17 protein-coding genes are annotated in these 16,028 nt (G+C 62.2%); 10 read left to right on the top strand and 7 right to left on the bottom strand.

Annotated features, from left to right (window positions below; translation table 11 throughout):
- Nucleotides 1-795, bottom strand: a complete 795-nt coding sequence (gene pgeF, locus AC070A_RS03635) for a peptidoglycan editing factor PgeF (protein WP_113737074.1) — start codon at nucleotides 793-795, stop codon at nucleotides 1-3.
- Nucleotides 796-1,166: 371 nt separating this feature from the next.
- On the opposite strand from pgeF, the gene AC070A_RS03630 reads away from it, so the two are divergent.
- The 3 genes from AC070A_RS03630 to AC070A_RS03620 all read left to right on the top strand — a co-directional run bounded on the left by AC070A_RS03630 (nucleotide 1,167) and on the right by AC070A_RS03620 (nucleotide 4,895).
- Nucleotides 1,167-2,309 (top strand): TRAP transporter substrate-binding protein, encoded by a 1,143-nt coding sequence (locus AC070A_RS03630; RefSeq protein WP_058321121.1) that lies wholly within the window; start codon nucleotides 1,167-1,169, stop codon nucleotides 2,307-2,309.
- 178 nt (nucleotides 2,310-2,487) lie between these two features.
- Nucleotides 2,488-3,156 carry a TRAP transporter small permease subunit gene (locus AC070A_RS03625; RefSeq protein WP_057253142.1) on the top strand — a complete coding sequence of 223 codons (669 nt, stop codon included), beginning with the start codon at nucleotides 2,488-2,490 and terminating at the stop codon, nucleotides 3,154-3,156.
- Entirely contained in the window at nucleotides 3,153-4,895 is a 1,743-nt protein-coding gene (locus AC070A_RS03620; protein WP_057253144.1) for a TRAP transporter large permease, read from the top strand. The genes AC070A_RS03625 and AC070A_RS03620 overlap by 4 nt, the downstream gene beginning before the upstream one ends.
- 124 nt (nucleotides 4,896-5,019) lie before the next feature.
- Here AC070A_RS03620 and AC070A_RS03615 read toward each other — a convergent pair whose 3' ends face one another.
- Entirely contained in the window at nucleotides 5,020-6,123 is a 1,104-nt protein-coding gene (locus AC070A_RS03615) for a class I SAM-dependent methyltransferase (protein ID WP_113737075.1), read from the bottom strand.
- 58 nt (nucleotides 6,124-6,181) lie between these two features.
- Nucleotides 6,182-7,018: a prolipoprotein diacylglyceryl transferase gene (gene lgt / locus AC070A_RS03610; RefSeq protein WP_113737076.1), complete on the bottom strand. Its 837-nt coding sequence runs from the start codon at nucleotides 7,016-7,018 to the stop codon at nucleotides 6,182-6,184.
- Between the two features lie 215 nt (nucleotides 7,019-7,233).
- On the opposite strand from lgt, the gene AC070A_RS03605 reads away from it, so the two are divergent.
- The 6 genes from AC070A_RS03605 to AC070A_RS03580 all read left to right on the top strand — a co-directional run bounded on the left by AC070A_RS03605 (nucleotide 7,234) and on the right by AC070A_RS03580 (nucleotide 11,513).
- Nucleotides 7,234-7,494, top strand: coding sequence for an accessory factor UbiK family protein (locus AC070A_RS03605; RefSeq protein ID WP_057254338.1), 261 nt, complete (start codon nucleotides 7,234-7,236; stop codon nucleotides 7,492-7,494).
- 448 nt (nucleotides 7,495-7,942) lie between these two features.
- Complete coding sequence (locus tag AC070A_RS03600) at nucleotides 7,943-8,443, top strand: type III secretion system chaperone family protein (RefSeq protein ID WP_043618087.1); 501 nt, start codon at nucleotides 7,943-7,945, stop codon at nucleotides 8,441-8,443.
- Between the two features lie 2 nt (nucleotides 8,444-8,445).
- Nucleotides 8,446-9,264, top strand: a complete 819-nt coding sequence (proC, locus tag AC070A_RS03595; RefSeq protein WP_113737077.1) for a pyrroline-5-carboxylate reductase — start codon at nucleotides 8,446-8,448, stop codon at nucleotides 9,262-9,264.
- A 341-nt stretch (nucleotides 9,265-9,605) separates the two neighbouring features.
- Nucleotides 9,606-10,565, top strand: coding sequence for a LysR family transcriptional regulator (locus AC070A_RS03590; RefSeq protein WP_063891431.1), 960 nt, complete (start codon nucleotides 9,606-9,608; stop codon nucleotides 10,563-10,565).
- A 37-nt stretch (nucleotides 10,566-10,602) separates the two neighbouring features.
- The gene (locus AC070A_RS03585) at nucleotides 10,603-10,944 is read left to right on the top strand and encodes a tRNA-binding protein (RefSeq protein ID WP_113511296.1); all 342 of its coding nucleotides are present in this window, start codon (nucleotides 10,603-10,605) and stop codon (nucleotides 10,942-10,944) included.
- Nucleotides 10,945-10,949: 5 nt separating this feature from the next.
- On the top strand, nucleotides 10,950-11,513 hold the full coding sequence (locus AC070A_RS03580) for a protein-tyrosine phosphatase family protein (protein WP_492384712.1): 564 nt from the start codon (nucleotides 10,950-10,952) through the stop codon (nucleotides 11,511-11,513).
- A gap of 3 nt (nucleotides 11,514-11,516) precedes the next feature.
- Here the strand turns inward: AC070A_RS03580 and AC070A_RS03575 are convergent, their stop codons facing one another.
- From AC070A_RS03575 to AC070A_RS03560, 4 genes are read right to left on the bottom strand one after another with little or no spacing between them, the layout of a single operon-like run.
- A complete protein-coding gene (locus AC070A_RS03575) occupies nucleotides 11,517-12,020 on the bottom strand; it encodes a tetratricopeptide repeat protein (RefSeq protein ID WP_113737079.1) in 504 nt (167 codons plus the stop codon).
- A gap of 57 nt (nucleotides 12,021-12,077) precedes the next feature.
- A complete protein-coding gene (locus AC070A_RS03570; RefSeq protein ID WP_057253155.1) occupies nucleotides 12,078-13,460 on the bottom strand; it encodes an ATP-binding protein in 1,383 nt (460 codons plus the stop codon).
- A gap of 32 nt (nucleotides 13,461-13,492) precedes the next feature.
- Nucleotides 13,493-14,194, bottom strand: a complete 702-nt coding sequence (locus AC070A_RS03565; RefSeq protein WP_057253157.1) for a response regulator — start codon at nucleotides 14,192-14,194, stop codon at nucleotides 13,493-13,495.
- A 55-nt stretch (nucleotides 14,195-14,249) separates the two neighbouring features.
- Nucleotides 14,250-14,726 carry a MarR family winged helix-turn-helix transcriptional regulator gene (locus AC070A_RS03560; RefSeq protein ID WP_057253158.1) on the bottom strand — a complete coding sequence of 159 codons (477 nt, stop codon included), beginning with the start codon at nucleotides 14,724-14,726 and terminating at the stop codon, nucleotides 14,250-14,252.
- A gap of 368 nt (nucleotides 14,727-15,094) precedes the next feature.
- Between AC070A_RS03560 and AC070A_RS03555 the strand changes: the two genes are divergently transcribed.
- Nucleotides 15,095-15,985: a branched-chain amino acid aminotransferase gene (locus tag AC070A_RS03555; RefSeq protein ID WP_057253160.1), complete on the top strand. Its 891-nt coding sequence runs from the start codon at nucleotides 15,095-15,097 to the stop codon at nucleotides 15,983-15,985.
- Nucleotides 15,986-16,028 lie beyond the last annotated feature (43 nt).

Raw genomic sequence — 16,028 nt, 5'->3', positions numbered from 1 at the left:
TCAGGTCCCCCGTATGCAAATGGCGGAAATCTGCCGGCCGTAGTCCGGTTCCTGCCTGTGTGTCGTCCGACGGTAGGAGAAGAAGCGCTCCTCGTCGGCATAGGTGCAGATATCGAGATTTTCGGCTGCTACGCCTGCTTCGGTCAACCGCTTGATCGTGAGACCCGGCAGGTCGAACATTGCGTGGCCGTCGCGGTCTGACGGCCTGAAATAGGTTGCGTAGCTGTCGTTCGCCGAGACGAAGCGCTCGACGAATTCGGCACCGACTTCGTAGTTGCGATGGCTGATCGACGGGCCGAGGCAGGCGACGATGCGATCGCGCCGGGCGCCGAGCGAGACCATCGCGTCGATGGTGCTCTCGAGCACGCCGCCAAGCGCGCCCTTCCAGCCGGCATGGGCGGCGCCGATGATATTGGTTTCTGCGTCGGCAAAGAGGATCGGGCCGCAATCGGCCGATAGCACGCCGAGCACGATACCGGGCGTCGCCGTCACCAGCGCATCAGCCTCAGGGCGGCTACCGTCATAGCTTTCGTCGACCACGATGGCGTTGGGGGAATGGACCTGATGAACCGTCGCCAGCCGTTCCAGCGGCGCGCCGAACCAGCCCGCGACGCGGGTGCGGTTCTCGTTGACATGGGCTCTTTCGTCCTTCGAACCGAGGCCGACATTGAGGCCGCGATAGAGCCCTTCGGAAACGCCGCCCTGGCGGGTGAAATAACCGTGGGCGATTGCCGGCCCGGCCTTCTCGCCGAAAAGCGAGCTCTGCACGGGAGAAAGCGCGGCGTCATGCTGCATCGGTATATTTGCCTTTGCTTTATGAATAAATTCAATGGGTTTGGGGGCGCGCTCCGGCCCGGCGACTGGCGGCTGATTTGCCGGCGCGATGTTGACCCGCGATGGCTGGGCTGTCAATTCCCGAACGATAGGGGGAGCCAGCGGCCTGTGATTTCGAGGGGCAGTCATCGCTCGGCCACCGCCGCTACGCGCTGACGAAAACGCCTTCCTTCGACGCCCGCATCTGCACGAGGCCCGTGGAAAAACAAGAGGTCGGGATGGCGCCTTACCTGCAGGCTTTTGAGCGACGCTGCGTGCAATCTTTGCGTGGGGCTCTGCATAAGAGTATTATCTAATATAGCAAGAAATGCTTGTGCCTTCGGGAGGAGCATATGAAGCGAAGAACCCATATCGAGGGACGGATTTCGCGTCGCAAATTCCTGGGCGGTGCGGCAATAGCGGGGGTCGCAACGGTCGCCGCGCCTAGCGTTGTCAAGGCGCAGGGGCCGATCAGCATGCGCTGGCAAAGCACCTGGCCATCCAAGGACATCTTTCACGAATTCGCGCTCGACTTCGCCAGGAAGGTCAATGATATGACCGGTGGCGATTTGAAGATAGAAGTGCTGCCCGCTGGTGCCGTGGTGCCGGCCTTCGGCCTGCTCGACGCCGTATCGCAAGGAACGTTGGACGGCGGTCACGGCGTCCTCGTCTACCATTACGGCAAGCAGGCGGCGCTCGCGCTATGGGGCTCTGGCCCGGGTTTCGCCATGGATGCCAACATGCTGCTCGCCTGGCACAAATACGGCGGCGGCAAGGAACTACTCGCAAAACTGTATGAATCCATTGGCGCCAACGTGGTCTCGTTCCCCTATGGGCCGATGCCGACCCAGCCGCTTGGCTGGTTCAAGAAGCCAGTCGCAAAGCCCGAGGATCTTCAGGGCCTGAAGTTCCGTACCGTGGGCATCTCGATCGATGTCTTCACCGGCCTCGGCGCGGCGGTCAACGCGCTGCCGGCCGGCGAAATCGTTGCGGCGCTCGATCGAGGCCTGATCGACGCGGCCGAGTTCAACAACGCCTCGTCCGACCGGGTGCTCGGTTTCCCGGATGTATCGAAGATTTGCATGCTGCAGAGCTACCACCAGAATGGCGAGCAGTTCGAAGTGATGTTCAACAAGCCGAAGTACGACGGTCTACCTGATCAGATGAAGGCGATCATCACCAACGCCGTCGAGGCGGCATCTCAGGATATGGCCTGGAAGGCGATCGATCGCTATTCCACGGACTACCGGGAGATGCAGACCGTCGACAAGGTCAAGTTCTACAGGACCCCGGAGGCAATTCTCAAGAAGCAACTGGAGGTCTACGACGAGGTGGTGAAGAAGAAGGCAGCGGAAAACCCGCTGTTCAAGGAAGTGCTCCAGTCCCAGCTCGTTTTTGCCGAGCGGGCCACGCGCTGGGAACAGGACACCGTCGTCAGTCGGCGGCTGGCATTCGACCACTACTTCGGACAGGAAGGCGTGGCGAAGGATCTCTAAGGCACGGCCGCTTCGCGTCAATCAGACGGGATTCAGGCGGAAGACCGGCTCATCTCATTTCGCACATCGGAGACAGTCGAAGGATCACACTATTCGATAAATCAAAGCGTTACAGCGAACTCTGTGCGTTCTTGAAAGGCGCGCCGCTGTAGCGCCCCTCTTGCAGCGGGGGGCATGCGTGAACGTTCAGCATTTTCTGCTCAGGGTCGATGCGACCAGCGTGTGGATCGGCAAAGCCGCAGCCTGGCTGATTATCGGGCTGATGACGATGGTCTGCGTAGAGGTCGTCAAACGCTACATCCTGAACATGCCGACGGCCTGGATATTCGATGCCAGCAACATGTTCTATGGCTCGCTGTTCATGCTCGCGGGGGCATACGCCTTGGCGCAGAATGCTCATGTACGCGGCGACTTCCTCTACAGCTCCATGAGGCCGCGCACGCAAGCCGCCCTCGATCTGGTCCTCTACGTCCTCTTCTTCCTGCCCGGCGTCGCCGCGCTCGTTTACGCCGGCTACGATTATGCAGCACTTTCCTGGCGGATCGGCGAGCATTCGACCGTGACGGCGGAGGGGCCGCCTATCTACTATTTCAAAACCGTCATTCCGGTCGCTGGCGGCTTCGTCCTGCTTCAGGGGCTGGCCGAGATCACGCGCTGCATCGTTTGCCTGCGGACCGGCGAATGGCCAAGTCGGCTCAAGGATGTGGAGGAGCTCGACGTCGTCGCCGAGCAACTCGAGCACAGCGAGCATGTCGACGCGGAAACGCGCGAGGCTGCGATCGAGCGTGCGCAGGCGATCGACAGGGCGGCGCGGCAACGGGGAATGGGGGGAGACGGCGAGACGTGAGCGATCCACTCCTCGGACTGACGATGCTGATGCTCATCGTGGTGGTCATCATGATGGGGTTTCCGACGGCGTTTACCCTGATGGGGCTTGGCATGCTCTTCGGCTTCTACGCCTTCTACAATCCGGCCGAGCACTGGATCGACAATCGCGTCTTCGACCTGATGGTGCAGCGTACCTATGGGGCGATGACCAATGACGTTCTCATCTCGATCCCGTTGTTCGTGCTCATGGGCTACGTGATGGAGCGGGGTGCGCTGGTCGACAAAATGTTCTACAGCATTCAGCTCGCATTCAAGCGGGTGCCTGCGTCGCTCGCCGTCGCTACCCTCATCGTCTGTACCTTCTGGGGCATCGCCAGCGGCCTCGTCGGTGCGGTGGTCGTGCTGATGGGCGTGATTGCGTTCAATCCGATGTTACGCGCCGGCTATGACGTGAAGCTTGCCTCGGGTGTGATCACGGCGGGCGGTACCCTCGGCATTCTGATCCCGCCCTCGGTGATGATCATCGTCTATGCCGCAGTCGCGGGACAATCCGTTGTCAAGCTCTACGCCGCTGCCATGTTCCCCGGGTTTTTCCTCGCGCTGCTCTACCTCGCCTATATTCTCGGCTGGGCGCTCATCAGCCCCAAGATCGCTCCGCCGCTGCCTGCGGAGCAGACCAAAGTGCCCGTCAGCGCGTGGATGCGGGGCCTGCAAGCGTCGTACTCGCACAACATGCTGGCCGGGCTCTCTCGCGCACTAGTCTCACCGGCAAGGGCGCTGGCTCTCGAAACCGAGGAGGGGTCTCTCACCTATTGGGCTCTCGTCAAGAATTTCTGCGCTGCCTTGGTCCCGCTAGCACTGACGGCTTTTACGATGGCGCTCGTATGGTGGTATGTCGTCATCCATCCGCAGGCATCGGCGGAGGCGGAGGCGCCGGAAGGGCTGGAACAGCTCGGGGCACCGGCGGCGGATGCCGCGCCGACCGCGATCAACGGGCCGGCGACAAGCTTCTACGTGTCCTTCTGGTTGATTGCCACGATCGCTGCGGTGGTGCTCGTCCGCTACTACCGCAATATGAGTGCGGAGCGGCTGCAGGTGGTGAAGCTTTTGATCTCCTCCGTCATGCCGCTCGCCATCCTCACCATAGTCGTGCTCGGCGTAATCCTCTTCGGGATCACCACGGCGACCGAGTCTGCGGCCGTCGGCGCGGCGGGGGCTTTCCTGCTCGCATTCCAGGCCCGGACGCTCAACTGGAAGCGCACAAAGGAAGCGGTGTTCCTGACGGCGAAGACAACGGCCATGGTGTGCTGGCTCTTCGTGGGCTCGGCCTTGTTTTCTGCCGTCTTCGCCATACTTGGCGGCCAGGCGCTGATCGAGCAATGGGTGCTATCGCTCGATCTGACGCCGGTACAATTCATGATTCTTTCGCAGGCGATCATCTTCCTGCTCGGCTGGCCGCTCGAGTGGACCGAGATCATCATCATCTTTGTGCCGATTTTTCTGCCGCTGCTAAAGCACTTCGACATCGATCCGGTGATTTGGGGCGTTCTCGTCTTCGTCAACCTGCAGGCGGCATTTCTGTCGCCCCCAGTCGCGATGTCAGCTTTTTATCTGAAGGGTGTCGCGCCGCCGCATGTGACGATCAACCAGATCTTCGCCGGCATGATGCCCTATATGCTGATCGTCGTGCTCTGCATGGTCATCATGTATCTCTGGCCCGGGATAACTCTCTGGCTCCCGAACTATCTTTACGGCTGAACCGTGCGCTACTGCATATTTCCTTAAATCCTAGCCGATTTAAGGATAAAAACATGCAACAACTCAAAGTGCTACAGCGACCTTTGCGCGTCCGATAAGACGCGCGGCGCTGTAGGCTGTGCGCTCAGGGCTTCGGCTTGCGGAAGGGCGACAGCGGCACCGGAGGGCTGCTCACGGCGAGAACCTTGAACAATTCCCCCATTTTTCCGACACCGGCGCCGGCGAGCCTTTCCACGTCCTGGCGAATGCCCTCTTGGGTGAGCGCATCCTTGTCGCGACCGAGTGCCGCGGCGCGGTCCAGCAGACCGAGACCGACCAGGAAATCGCCCTGGTGCGCAAGGCCGTTGATCTGCACGTCGTCGGTCTCGGCGCGGCGGGCGAGCTGCTCGAAATCGACATGGCTGGTGAGATCGGCCCGGCCCGGATTGGCGAGTGGCGGATCATATTCGTGATCGCGAACGGCCTGCAGCGTATCGCCATAGCCGGTGGCAAGATGGCCGTAATCGATGATCACGGCGGTGCCGCCGCTGATCTTCAGCCGCTCGCAAAGGGCGGACATGACAGCATCGCGGGCAGGGGCGATCTCGAAGATCGTGCCTTCGGCCAAACCCTGCGCCGGCGTCGGCAAGAGGCCCGGATCGATGCCGGCGACGCCGGCAGCAAAGGTCAGTTGGTCATCGGCATCAAGCCCGACCATGCGCTCGCGGAACCCTTGCGCGGTGCGCACGAATTGCCGGATCGGAATGGCATCGAACAGCTCGTTGGCGGCAAGCAGCAGGAAGCCATCGGGCAAAGTCTCGAAGCTTGCATGCCACTCGACCTTGTTGCCATGGGCGACCAGGGTTTCGGACTGGATCTTGCGCAGGCGCTCGCTGGTCTCGACGAGATGCACGCTGGCGGAGGCATAGAGCTCGGGTGCGAGGCGACGCACCACGCGCAGCATGTCGGCCATCATCGTGCCGCGGCCGGGGCCGATCTCGGCGATCACCGCGCCTTCGGGCTTGCCGTGTTGCTGCCAGGCGTGGACGAGAAAGACGCCGATCATCTCTCCGAAGAGCTGGCTGATCTCCGGCGCCGTGGTGAAATCGCCCTCTTTGCCGAAGGGTTCATGAACCCGGTAGTAGCCGTGTTCAGGATCCGCGAGGCAAAGCGAGAAGTAATCGGTGACGCTGATCGGCCCGTGAGCCTTGATCAGCGCCTTGATCTTGTCCGCAAGTGGTGTCGTCATGCCTTCGTCCAGTTAGCGGGAGGCGGCCGGAAGCCGCACGCCCTTGCCTTATCCGCTCTCAGGCGGCTGCGCGCCGCGCCCGGGTTATCGCCCAGATGCCGGCGAGCGCCATCGGCAGCGAAAGCACCATGCCCATCGTCAGCCAGCCACCGACAAGATAGCCGATCTGCGCGTCCGGTTCGCGGAAGAATTCGACGAAAATGCGGCTCAAGGCATAGCCAAGCACGAAGATGCCGGTGACGAGGCCCGGGGATTTCAACGCCTGGCGACGGTAGATGAACCAGGAAAGCAGGCCGAGCAGCACGAGGCCCTCGAGGGCTGCTTCATAAAGCTGGCTCGGGTGACGGGCAAAGGGCCCGCCGGTCGGGAAGACGATTGCCCAGGGCATCGAAGAGAGACGGCCCCAGAGTTCGCCATTGATGAAATTGGCAATGCGGCCGAAAAACAGGCCGATCGGGACGACGGCCGCGACGATGTCGAACAGGCTCCAGAGAACGATGCCGTTGCGCCGCGCGAAGATGATCATGGCGAGCGTCGTGCCGAGAAAGCCGCCATGGAACGACATACCGCCGTTCCAGATCTCAATGGCGCGGATCGGATTGGCGAGAACGGAGCCGAGGTCGTAGAAGAGGATGTAGCCGATGCGGCCGCCGAGCACGATACCGCCGGCGGCCCAGAGCAGGAAGTCGTCGAGTTGCTGCAGCGTGACCGCCGGCGTCTCGTTGCGCCAGAGCGCGTTGTTCATCGCCAGGCGGCGCGCATAGAACCAGCCGATCAGGATGCCCGCGACATAGGCGAGCCCGTACCAGTGGACGGCGAGAGGCCCGATCTGGAAGATGACGGGGTCGATTTCGGGGAAGGGAAGGATGGCGAGACGGGTCGCTAGAGTTTCCAAGATATGTTCTCGTGCCTATTTCTCGTGCAGGGGCCGGTCGTTTCGGCGGAACATGGCGAGCGATTTCCGCCGGGTCAAGGCGCCGATGGGGGCGCTTCGGACACAGCGGCGTGATTTGGCACGTGATTTTCCTTGCATCCGCTCGCCGCTGACCCTACCTGAAATTCATGACCGCATCGCAATGCGAGGCGATGGCTGAAATGGAGATCGCGACGATGAGCACAGGCGCTAACCGCATTCTGGATGACTTTGCCAAGATCATGACCGATGCCGCAGGTGCCGCCCAGGGCGTGCGCCGCGAGGTCGAGACCGCCTTCCGCGCACAGGCCGAACGCGCACTGAACTCGCTCGACGTGGTCAAGCGCGAGGAGTTCGAGATGGTCAAGGAAATGGCGATCAAGGCGCGCGAGGAAAACGATGCGCTGCTCGCCCGCATTGAGGCTTTGGAAGCGCGTCTCGCCGAGGCCGGCAAGTAACGCGATTCCGCCGAAATAACGGTATTTTGGCGTTTTTACTTCGCCCGCGAACTGGTTTCGCGGGCGTTTTGCTGTCGTTAATCCTGAATCGATTGAAACGGCGTTAAGGCTGGTTAATAAAACCTGAAAAGTTTTCCACCTGTGGACACTGCCAAAAAACCCTTATGGCAGAGTCAGTTAAGCTCTCGCGCTTCATCCAAATGACAACGTGGACGCGATTCATCCCGGCTATTTTTCGGCCCGGGGGCTGGCAGCCTGACTCCGCCATTATACACTGATTTTAAATGATGATTCGAAACGAACCACGCAAGCTCCGGGCAGGGTAAGTCAGCCAGGATGGATGTGAGTTCAGCAATCATAGTGTGTTTGTAATCGGTGTTGGGTTTGCAGCGTTGCGTCTTGTGAGCGTGATGATGCACGTCTGCGCCACACCTATACAGGGTGATGCATGAGCCTTTTGGAAATGGAAGTCGAGCGCCAATCCAACCCGGTCGATATGATCGAGTTCGTGGCCGCAAATAACGACTGGTCGTTCGAGCGATCCGGCGAAGACGAAATCGCCATGACGGTCGAAGGCAAGTGGGCAGACTACCACGTTTCCTTCTCCTGGATGGAGGAGTTCGAGGCTCTGCACCTTGCCTGCGCCTTCGACATCAAGGTTCCGGAAAGCCGGGTCAACGAAGTCATCCGCCTGCTCTCCCATATCAACGGGCAGGTGCTGATGGGCCACTTCGACCTGTGGCGCCAGGAGGAAGTGGTGATCTTCCGCCAGTCGCTGCTGCTTGCCGGCGGTGCCGAGCCGACCAATCAACAGGTCGAAGTTCTGCTTTCGAGCGCACTCGACGCTTGCGAATCCTATTATCAGGCGTTTCAATTCGTCGTCTGGTCCGGCATGGACGCGCAGCGCGCCGTCGATGCGGTCCTGTTCGAAACGGTTGGAGAGGCTTGATCATGGCGAATGCCGCTTCCGGTCCCATCGTCCTCGTCGGCGCCGGCAATATGGGCGGCGCCATGCTTTCCGGCTGGTTGAAGAGCGGCGTTAGGGGTGCCGACGTGCTCGTCGTCGATCCCGGCCCGCCACCGGCCATGGCCAAACTCATTGCCGACAACGGCGTGACACATGCGACCTCGGCGCCATCCGGTGTTCAGGCCGGCGTGATCTTCCTCGCGGTCAAGCCGCAGGTGATGGACCCCGTGCTGCCGCCGTTGAAGCCGCTCGTCGGTGCGGATACCGTCATTGTCTCGGTTGCCGCCGGCAAGACGCTCGCCTTCATCGAGACGCACCTGGGTGCTGCCGCCACGGTTCGCGCCATGCCGAACACGCCGGCGATGATCGGCCGCGGCGTTACCGGTGCTTTTGCCAATGCGCGCGTCAGCGAGGCGCAGCGCAGCCAGGTTCACGATCTGCTGAAGGTCAGCGGGCCCGTCGAATGGGTCCGGACCGAAGCCGAAATCGATGCGGTAACCGCGGTTTCGGGCAGCGGTCCGGCCTACGTCTTCTACCTCGTCGAGTGCATGGCGGAGGCGGGCCGCAAGGCCGGCCTCGAGGCGGACCTCGCCATGCGGCTCGCGCGGGAAACCGTCGCGGGGGCTGGCGAATTGTTGCATCAGTCCCCCGACGAGGCGGCACGGCTGCGCCAGAACGTGACCTCGCCCGGCGGTACGACAGCGGCAGCGCTCTCCGTGCTGATGGCCGACGACGGCATGCAGCCGCTTTTCGACAAGGCGATCGCCGCAGCACGCAAACGGGCGGAAGAGCTGGCGGGCTGAGCTCACGAAACGCTGGTGCCGTAATGGCGCCGGCGTGAGGGTTGCTCTACGGCGCGCGGGGGGCAGCGCCTGCGCCTTGTCCAGGGCCTGTACGCCGGTCGAACAGGCACCTCCAGATCGCGCCCATTGCCCGGCGACACATGTCGCGGATCGCGGCGTTGCGCTGACGTCGCGCCCAGGAATGTAGCTGGTAGCTCGCCGGCATATCCTTTCGCTGCTCATCCATTTCCGTCACCCCGCGGGCTCCGCTGTCTGAGTTCCAGGTCCAAGCTACAGCCTATCGTCGGCCGCGATAATCCATGTTAAGTTCCGTTCATCTGTGACGAAATGGAATAGATGCAATGGACCGGCAGGGAGCCATGGCGGTGTTTCTCGCCGTCGTCGAGGAGGGGGATTTCTCGGCGGCGGCGCGGCGGCTGCGCATGACACCATCGGCCGTCAGCAAGATCATCGGCCGACTGGAGGCGCGCCTCGGCGTGCGGCTGCTGCAGCGATCGACGCGCAGCATCAGCCTCACCAGCGAAGGCAGCGCCTATGCGGAGTCGGCCCGTCGCATCCTCGGCGATATCGAGGATGCTGAGTTTGCGATCCAGCCGGGCGCCGAGCCGCGCGGCCGCCTGCGGGTCAGCCTGCCGAGCGCCTTCGGTCATCGCCTGATCGTGCCCATGCTGCCGGCCTTCATCGAGCGGTTCCCGGCGATCGATCTGGAGCTCGATTTCAGCGACGCGATCGTCGATCTCATGAACGGTGACGCGGATGTCGCCATACGGGTTGCGGCGCAAAGCGACAGTACGCTGGTGACGCGGCGCCTGGCATCGAACCGTCGTGTCATCTGTGCGGCGCCGGGATACCTCGAAAGGCACGGTGTTCCCAAGACGCCTGATGACCTGCAACGGCACGTCTGCCTTGCCATTACCGCCCATGGCCGCCTCAACGTCTGGGAGTTCCAGGATGGCAACGGCCGGCATGCGATCCGTGTTCGTGGTTCCGTCGAAGCCAACAGCACGGAAGCGCTGAGGCACCTCGCGCTCGCCGGCATCGGGATCGTGCGGCTCTCCGAAATTCTTGTCGGTGGAGATATCCGGGCGGGCTTGCTGGTGCCGCTTCTGACCGATTGCAATTACGCCGAGGCGGAACCGATCACCGTGGTCTACCCGCACCGGCGTTTCCTGCCGCCGCGTGTGCGCGTCTTCGTCGATTTCCTTGCCGAGCAGTTCGCGCGCCGCCCCTGGGAAGAGGCAAGATTTCACGGGGAGCCTGCCGATACCGGTGCGCTTCCGGAATCTCGCCCGATGCTTTAAGCCCGGCGACTGAGTACTTTTCACAAAGGGAATTGCCGTGACTGAAACGATTGAATTTGCTGATTTCGAGCGTGTCGACATTCGCGTGGGCACGATCGTCGAAGCCGAACCCTTTCCGGAAGCGCGCAAGCCGGCCTTCAAGCTGAAAATCGATTTCGGGCCAGAGATCGGCATTAAAAAGTCATCGGCGCAAATCACGGTGCATTATCGTCCGGAAGATCTCGTCGGGCGGCAGGTGCTGGGCGTGGTCAATTTTCCGCCGCGCCAGATCGGGCCGGTTCGCTCCGAAGTGCTGACGCTGGGTTTTGCCGATGAGGCCGGCGCGATCGTGCTGGCTGCCACCGAACGGCCGGTTCCCAACGGCAAAAAATTGATGTGATCCCAATGACCATTGCCTTCGAAGTGATCCCCGAGCGCGTCAAGGTATCCTGCCTGTGGCGCGCTGCCGATGCCGCGCGCGACTGGCGCGCAAGCCATGTGCTGTCGTTGCTCGACCCGGAACTGCCCGACGCCAACGTGCCCGTCATTGCCGATGCGAACCACCGGGTGGTGCGCATGCGCGACCAGGAAAACCCGACCGCCACGCAGCACTTCCCGGATCTGGTCCTCGAGGTGTTCGAGGCGATGCGGCCGGCGGCGGAGGATGCTTCGAGCCGCATTCTCGTGCATTGCCACGCCGGCGTCAGCCGCTCCACGGCTTTTGCCTATGGGCTGATTGCCCATCAACTTGGCGCGGGCCGCGAGGATGAAGCCTTCCGGGCGCTACTGACGATCACGCGCAAGCCCTGGCCGATCCGGCGGATCATCGAGATCCTCGACAAAGCCCTCGGTCGTAAGGGCCGACTGCTCGCGCCGCTCGATGTCATGCGCGCCCGCCATCCGCGCCGCATCGACGCCTGGCATCGCTTCAACGAACGCCGTGGCCTGACGTCGATCTATCAGCGCTAGCGCTTACGCGTCTGCCAGCAACGCGTCAGCGTAGCGTTTGAGCGACCGGTTGTAGCGGGGGAGGTGGCGCGAGAGGCTGCCAAGCGCAAGCGCTGCTGCTTCTTTCGCATGCCCCGCGTCGACCAGACACAGGGCCAGGAATGCGGCGACCGCATCGTCGAGCTCGTCTGACGGCTTGGTCTGCTCCGCGGTGAGCAGGGCGACGCCTTCGCCAGCGCGGCCGAGATTGCGGAGCGTGCTGGCGAGCTGGATGGTGGCGCGGCGCCGGCGAATTCCCGTGAGACCGTTTTCCAATGCCTGCCGATAGAGAGGTTCGGCTTCCGTCTCATGGCCGGTCGAATCCTGCGCTGACGCTTGTTCGAACAGGCCTATGGCGTGTCCCGCCGGCAATTCGGCTGCAAGCGCCTCGATACGCGCGATGAAGGTTTTGGCGTCCACGGTGTCGAAGGCAGCCCATAGTTCGGCCAGCCGTCGTTCCCAGTCGTTCCAATCGACAACGTTCGACACAGCTCTCTCCCTCGGTCCCAATTCCCGGGCGAGCAGTGGCCCGTCAATACGTGAAGGTCAAGCCGGTACGCGCACCGTTGCCCTCAGGCCGCCGAGCGGGCTGTCGCCAAGGGTGACGTTGCCGCCGTGGCTGCGGGCGATGTCGCGGGCGATCGCAAGGCCAAGGCCGGTGCCGGAGCTGTCGAGATTGCGCGCCTCGTCGAGACGGAAGAACGGCTTGAACACGTCCTCGCGCGATCGCTCAGGGATGCCCGGACCGTCATCGTCGACGGTGATGGTGACCCATTTGGCGCTGTGGCGCGCATCGATGTTGACCGTGTTGGCGTAGCGATAGGCGTTCGAAGCGAGATTGGCGACGAGGCGGGTAAAGGCGTTTGGCCTGACCCGAACCTCATCTTCGCCCTCGACCGAGGTGGTCAGTGTCTTCCCGAGCAGTTCGGCCTCCGCCGCAAGCCGAGTCATCAGGTCGCTGAGTTTCAGCTGGCCGACATCTTCCTCGGCTTCGCTGCGGGCGAAGGCGAGGTAGCCCTCCAGCATGTTCTGCATGTCCTCGACATCCTGGTTCAGGCTTTCGAGATCCGGATTGTTGCCGGCGAGCGCCAGCTGCAGCTTGAAGCGGGTGAGGATGGTTCTGAGGTCGTGGCTGACACCGGTCAGCATCGCGGTGCGCTGTTCGATCTGGCGCTCGATGCGTTCGCGCATCAGGATGAAGGCAAGGCCGGCGCGGCGGATCTCGTCGGCCCCGCGCGGCGCGAAGTCGTCGATCTTCTGGCCCTTGCCGAAGCTTTCGGCCGCCTTGGTCAGCGCCAGGATCGGCCGGATCTGGCCGCGCAGGAACAGGATTGCGATCGCCAGCAGCACCAGCGATGCGGCCACCATCCAGACGAGGAAGATGTGGGTGTTGGAGGCATAGGCCTGGTTTCGCCGAGCATAGACCCGCAGGATGCGGCCGTCATCGAGCTTGATGCGGATCTCGACGAGCTTGGAGTTGCCGACCGTATCGATCCAGAAGGGGCGGCGGACCTGGTTGGAAATCTCCTCGCCGAGGATCTGGTCGAGGATTTCGAAGAAGGGACTAGGCCTGGGTGGTGGCAGCTCGCCGGGCGGGTCGACGGAGATGCTGAGATCAAGCTGATCCCGCGCGATGCGGATGATCTCGCTGATGTCGCGGTCAGCGGGGAAGGTGTCGATGAGGTCGACGATTGCGGCGATATCGCTGGTGACGGCGGCTGACAGGCGCTGCGTCACCAGCTGCCAGTGGCGCTCCATGAAGATGAAGGCGACGACCGACTGCAAGAGCACCATCGGAATGATGACGATCAGCAGCGAACGGGCGTATAGCCCCATCGGCAGGCGGCGGCGCAACCAACGGGTAAAGCGCCTCCAGGCGTTGTCGCTCGATCCGGTTGCCCCGTGCTCTATGCCGTCAAAGCTTGCCATGGTTTGCCGCGCTCATCGGAAGGCCCGCCATTTCAGTCCACGCTCAACCGGTAGCCGATGCCGCGCACCGTCTGCAGCCAGACCGGATTGGACGGATCATCCTCGATCTTGCGCCGGAGGCGATTGATCTGCACGTCGATCGTGCGCTCGCCGACCTCTGCATCGTCGCCGATCAGTTCGTGGCGCGGGATGGTCTCGCCGGCGCGCTGCGAAAACAGCGTCATGATCTCCTGCTCGCGATCGGTGAGCCGGATGTGATCGGCGCCGCGCCTCAGTTCCTTGCGCACCACCGAGAAGGTGTAGGGGCCGAAGATCACCTGGTCGACCTTGGGCGCTTGGGCCGGCTGGTTGCGGCGCAGGATATTGTTGATGCGCAGCACCAGTTCGCGCGGTTCGAAGGGCTTCGACAGATAGTCGTCGGCGCCGGCCTCGAGGCCCTCGATGCGGGAGTTCGATTCCGCCAGCGCCGTCAGCATCAGGATCGGCACGGTCTTGATCTGGCGCAGGCTATTCGTCAGCGAGATGCCGCTTTCGCCCGGCATCATCACATCGACGATCAGAAGATCGAAGTCGAGGCCGACCAGCTTGCGCCGTGCTTCGTCCGCGTCGGACGCGGTCGTCACGCGAAATCCCTGCTCGACCAGATAGCGGTTGAGGAGATCGCGGATGCGCCGGTCGTCGTCGACGACCAGAAGGTGAGCCGCATCGTCCGAGACAGTCGCTTTTGTCGTCATTCCACGCTTCCCTGGTTCCAGGCTCCCGAGCCGTCTGCCGGCGGCGAGCCTCGTGTCAGTCTGCGGCGTTCTTCATTCCGGCGAGAAAGCGTTTGACCGTCTCCCGCGCGCCCGGACCCGTCCTTGCCAATGCATCGGCTATGCGGCGGGACTGTGGCTCGGCCAGCGCACGCGCCAGCGCCTTGCCTTCCTCTGTCGTATAGAGCATGCGCTGGCGTCGGTCTTCAGGGCCGGTCTCCTGGCGGATATAGCCGGAATCGATCAGTTGCTTGAGCACGCGGGCGAGGCTCTGCTTGGTGATCTTCAGCGTGTCCAAGAGGTCGGCGACGGTCATGCCGGGCTCGCGGTCGACGAAGTGGACGACCCGGTGATGCGCCCGCCCGAAGCCGCTCTTCTCGAGGATCGCATCCGGGTCGGAGGTGAAGTCGCGATAGGCAAAGAAGAGCAACTCGATGATCTCGAAATCGATCGTGTCATCATCGGCGGCGGCATCGGTGAGATACCGGGTGTTCTCTTTGGATTGGCCGGCCACGCGGTCATTTCCTTTCAGCCAGATTGCAACTTGCGAAACATTCGGAAAAATACGTCAGCTTTATTGACATATTTTTACCGCATCGTTAGCGTCCTTGCTCGGTAAGCGAGACATTTGGCGTTGGCAACACCTCGCTGCATGTTCCCTTAAATCGTAGCCGATTTAAGGGAACATGCAGCAATTCAAAGTGCTACAGCGACCTTTGCGCGTCTCGTAAGACGCGCGGCGCTGTAGGAGGATATGCCGCGCCGTTCCGATCGCAAATCCAAAATCACGAAATTGAATTTTCCCTCAATCAGTTTGCCGATAAACTGAAAGCAGGACGATAATCAACTAAGAATGGCGCATATGCGCCGGAGGATGACACCATGGCAGCGGTTCCTTTTGATCAGTTGGACGGAGAGATCTGGTTCAACGGCGAATTCGTCGCATGGAAGGACGCCAAGGTACATGTGCTGACCCACGGCCTGCACTATGCCAGCGCGGTCTTCGAGGGCGAGCGCGCCTATGGCGGACGTATCTTCAAGCTGAGCGAGCACAACCAGCGCCTTCATAACTCGGCTGACATTCTTGGCTTCAAGATTCCCTATTCGGTGGAAGAGCTGGACGCCGCAAGCGTGGAGCTTCTGAAGCGCCAAGGCTTCTCCGAGGCCTATGTGCGGCCGATCGCCTGGCGCGGCAGCGAAAGCATGGGCGTTTCGGCCCAGAACAACCGCATCAACGTCGCCATCGCCATCTGGCAGTGGGGCAGCTACTTCAACCCGGCGGAGAAACTGAAGGGCATTCGCCTCGACATCGCCGAGTATCGCCGCCCGGATCCACAGACGGCACCTTCCAAGTCCAAGGCGGCCGGTCTCTATATGATCTGCACCATCTCCAAGCATGCGGCGGAAGCCAAGGGCTATGCGGATGCGATGATGCTCGACTATCGCGGCCGGGTGGCCGAAGCGACGGGCGCCAACATCTTTTTCGTCAAGGACGGTGTCATCCACACGCCGGTGCCGGATTGCTTCCTCGACGGCATCACCCGCCGCACGGTCATCGAGCTTGCCAAGCGCCGCGGCTACGAGGTCGTCGAGCGGGCGATCATGCCGGAGGAACTGTCCAGCTTCAGCGAGTGCTTCCTCACGGGGTCCGCTGCCGAAGTGACGCCGGTTTCCGAAATCGGTCCCCATCGCTTCACGCCGGCGACGATCTGCGAAACGCTGATGAACGACTACATGAAGGAAGTCTACCCGGTTGCCGCGGCCGCCGAGTAACGGCATCCGCAATCGGTTCGAATGCAGAAAAGGCGGCCATTGG

It is taken from the genome of Ensifer sp. GW101-20A05, assembly GCF_059424735.1.
Note: the sequence above shows the minus strand (reverse complement) of the source record. Positions and strands in the feature narration are given on the sequence as shown.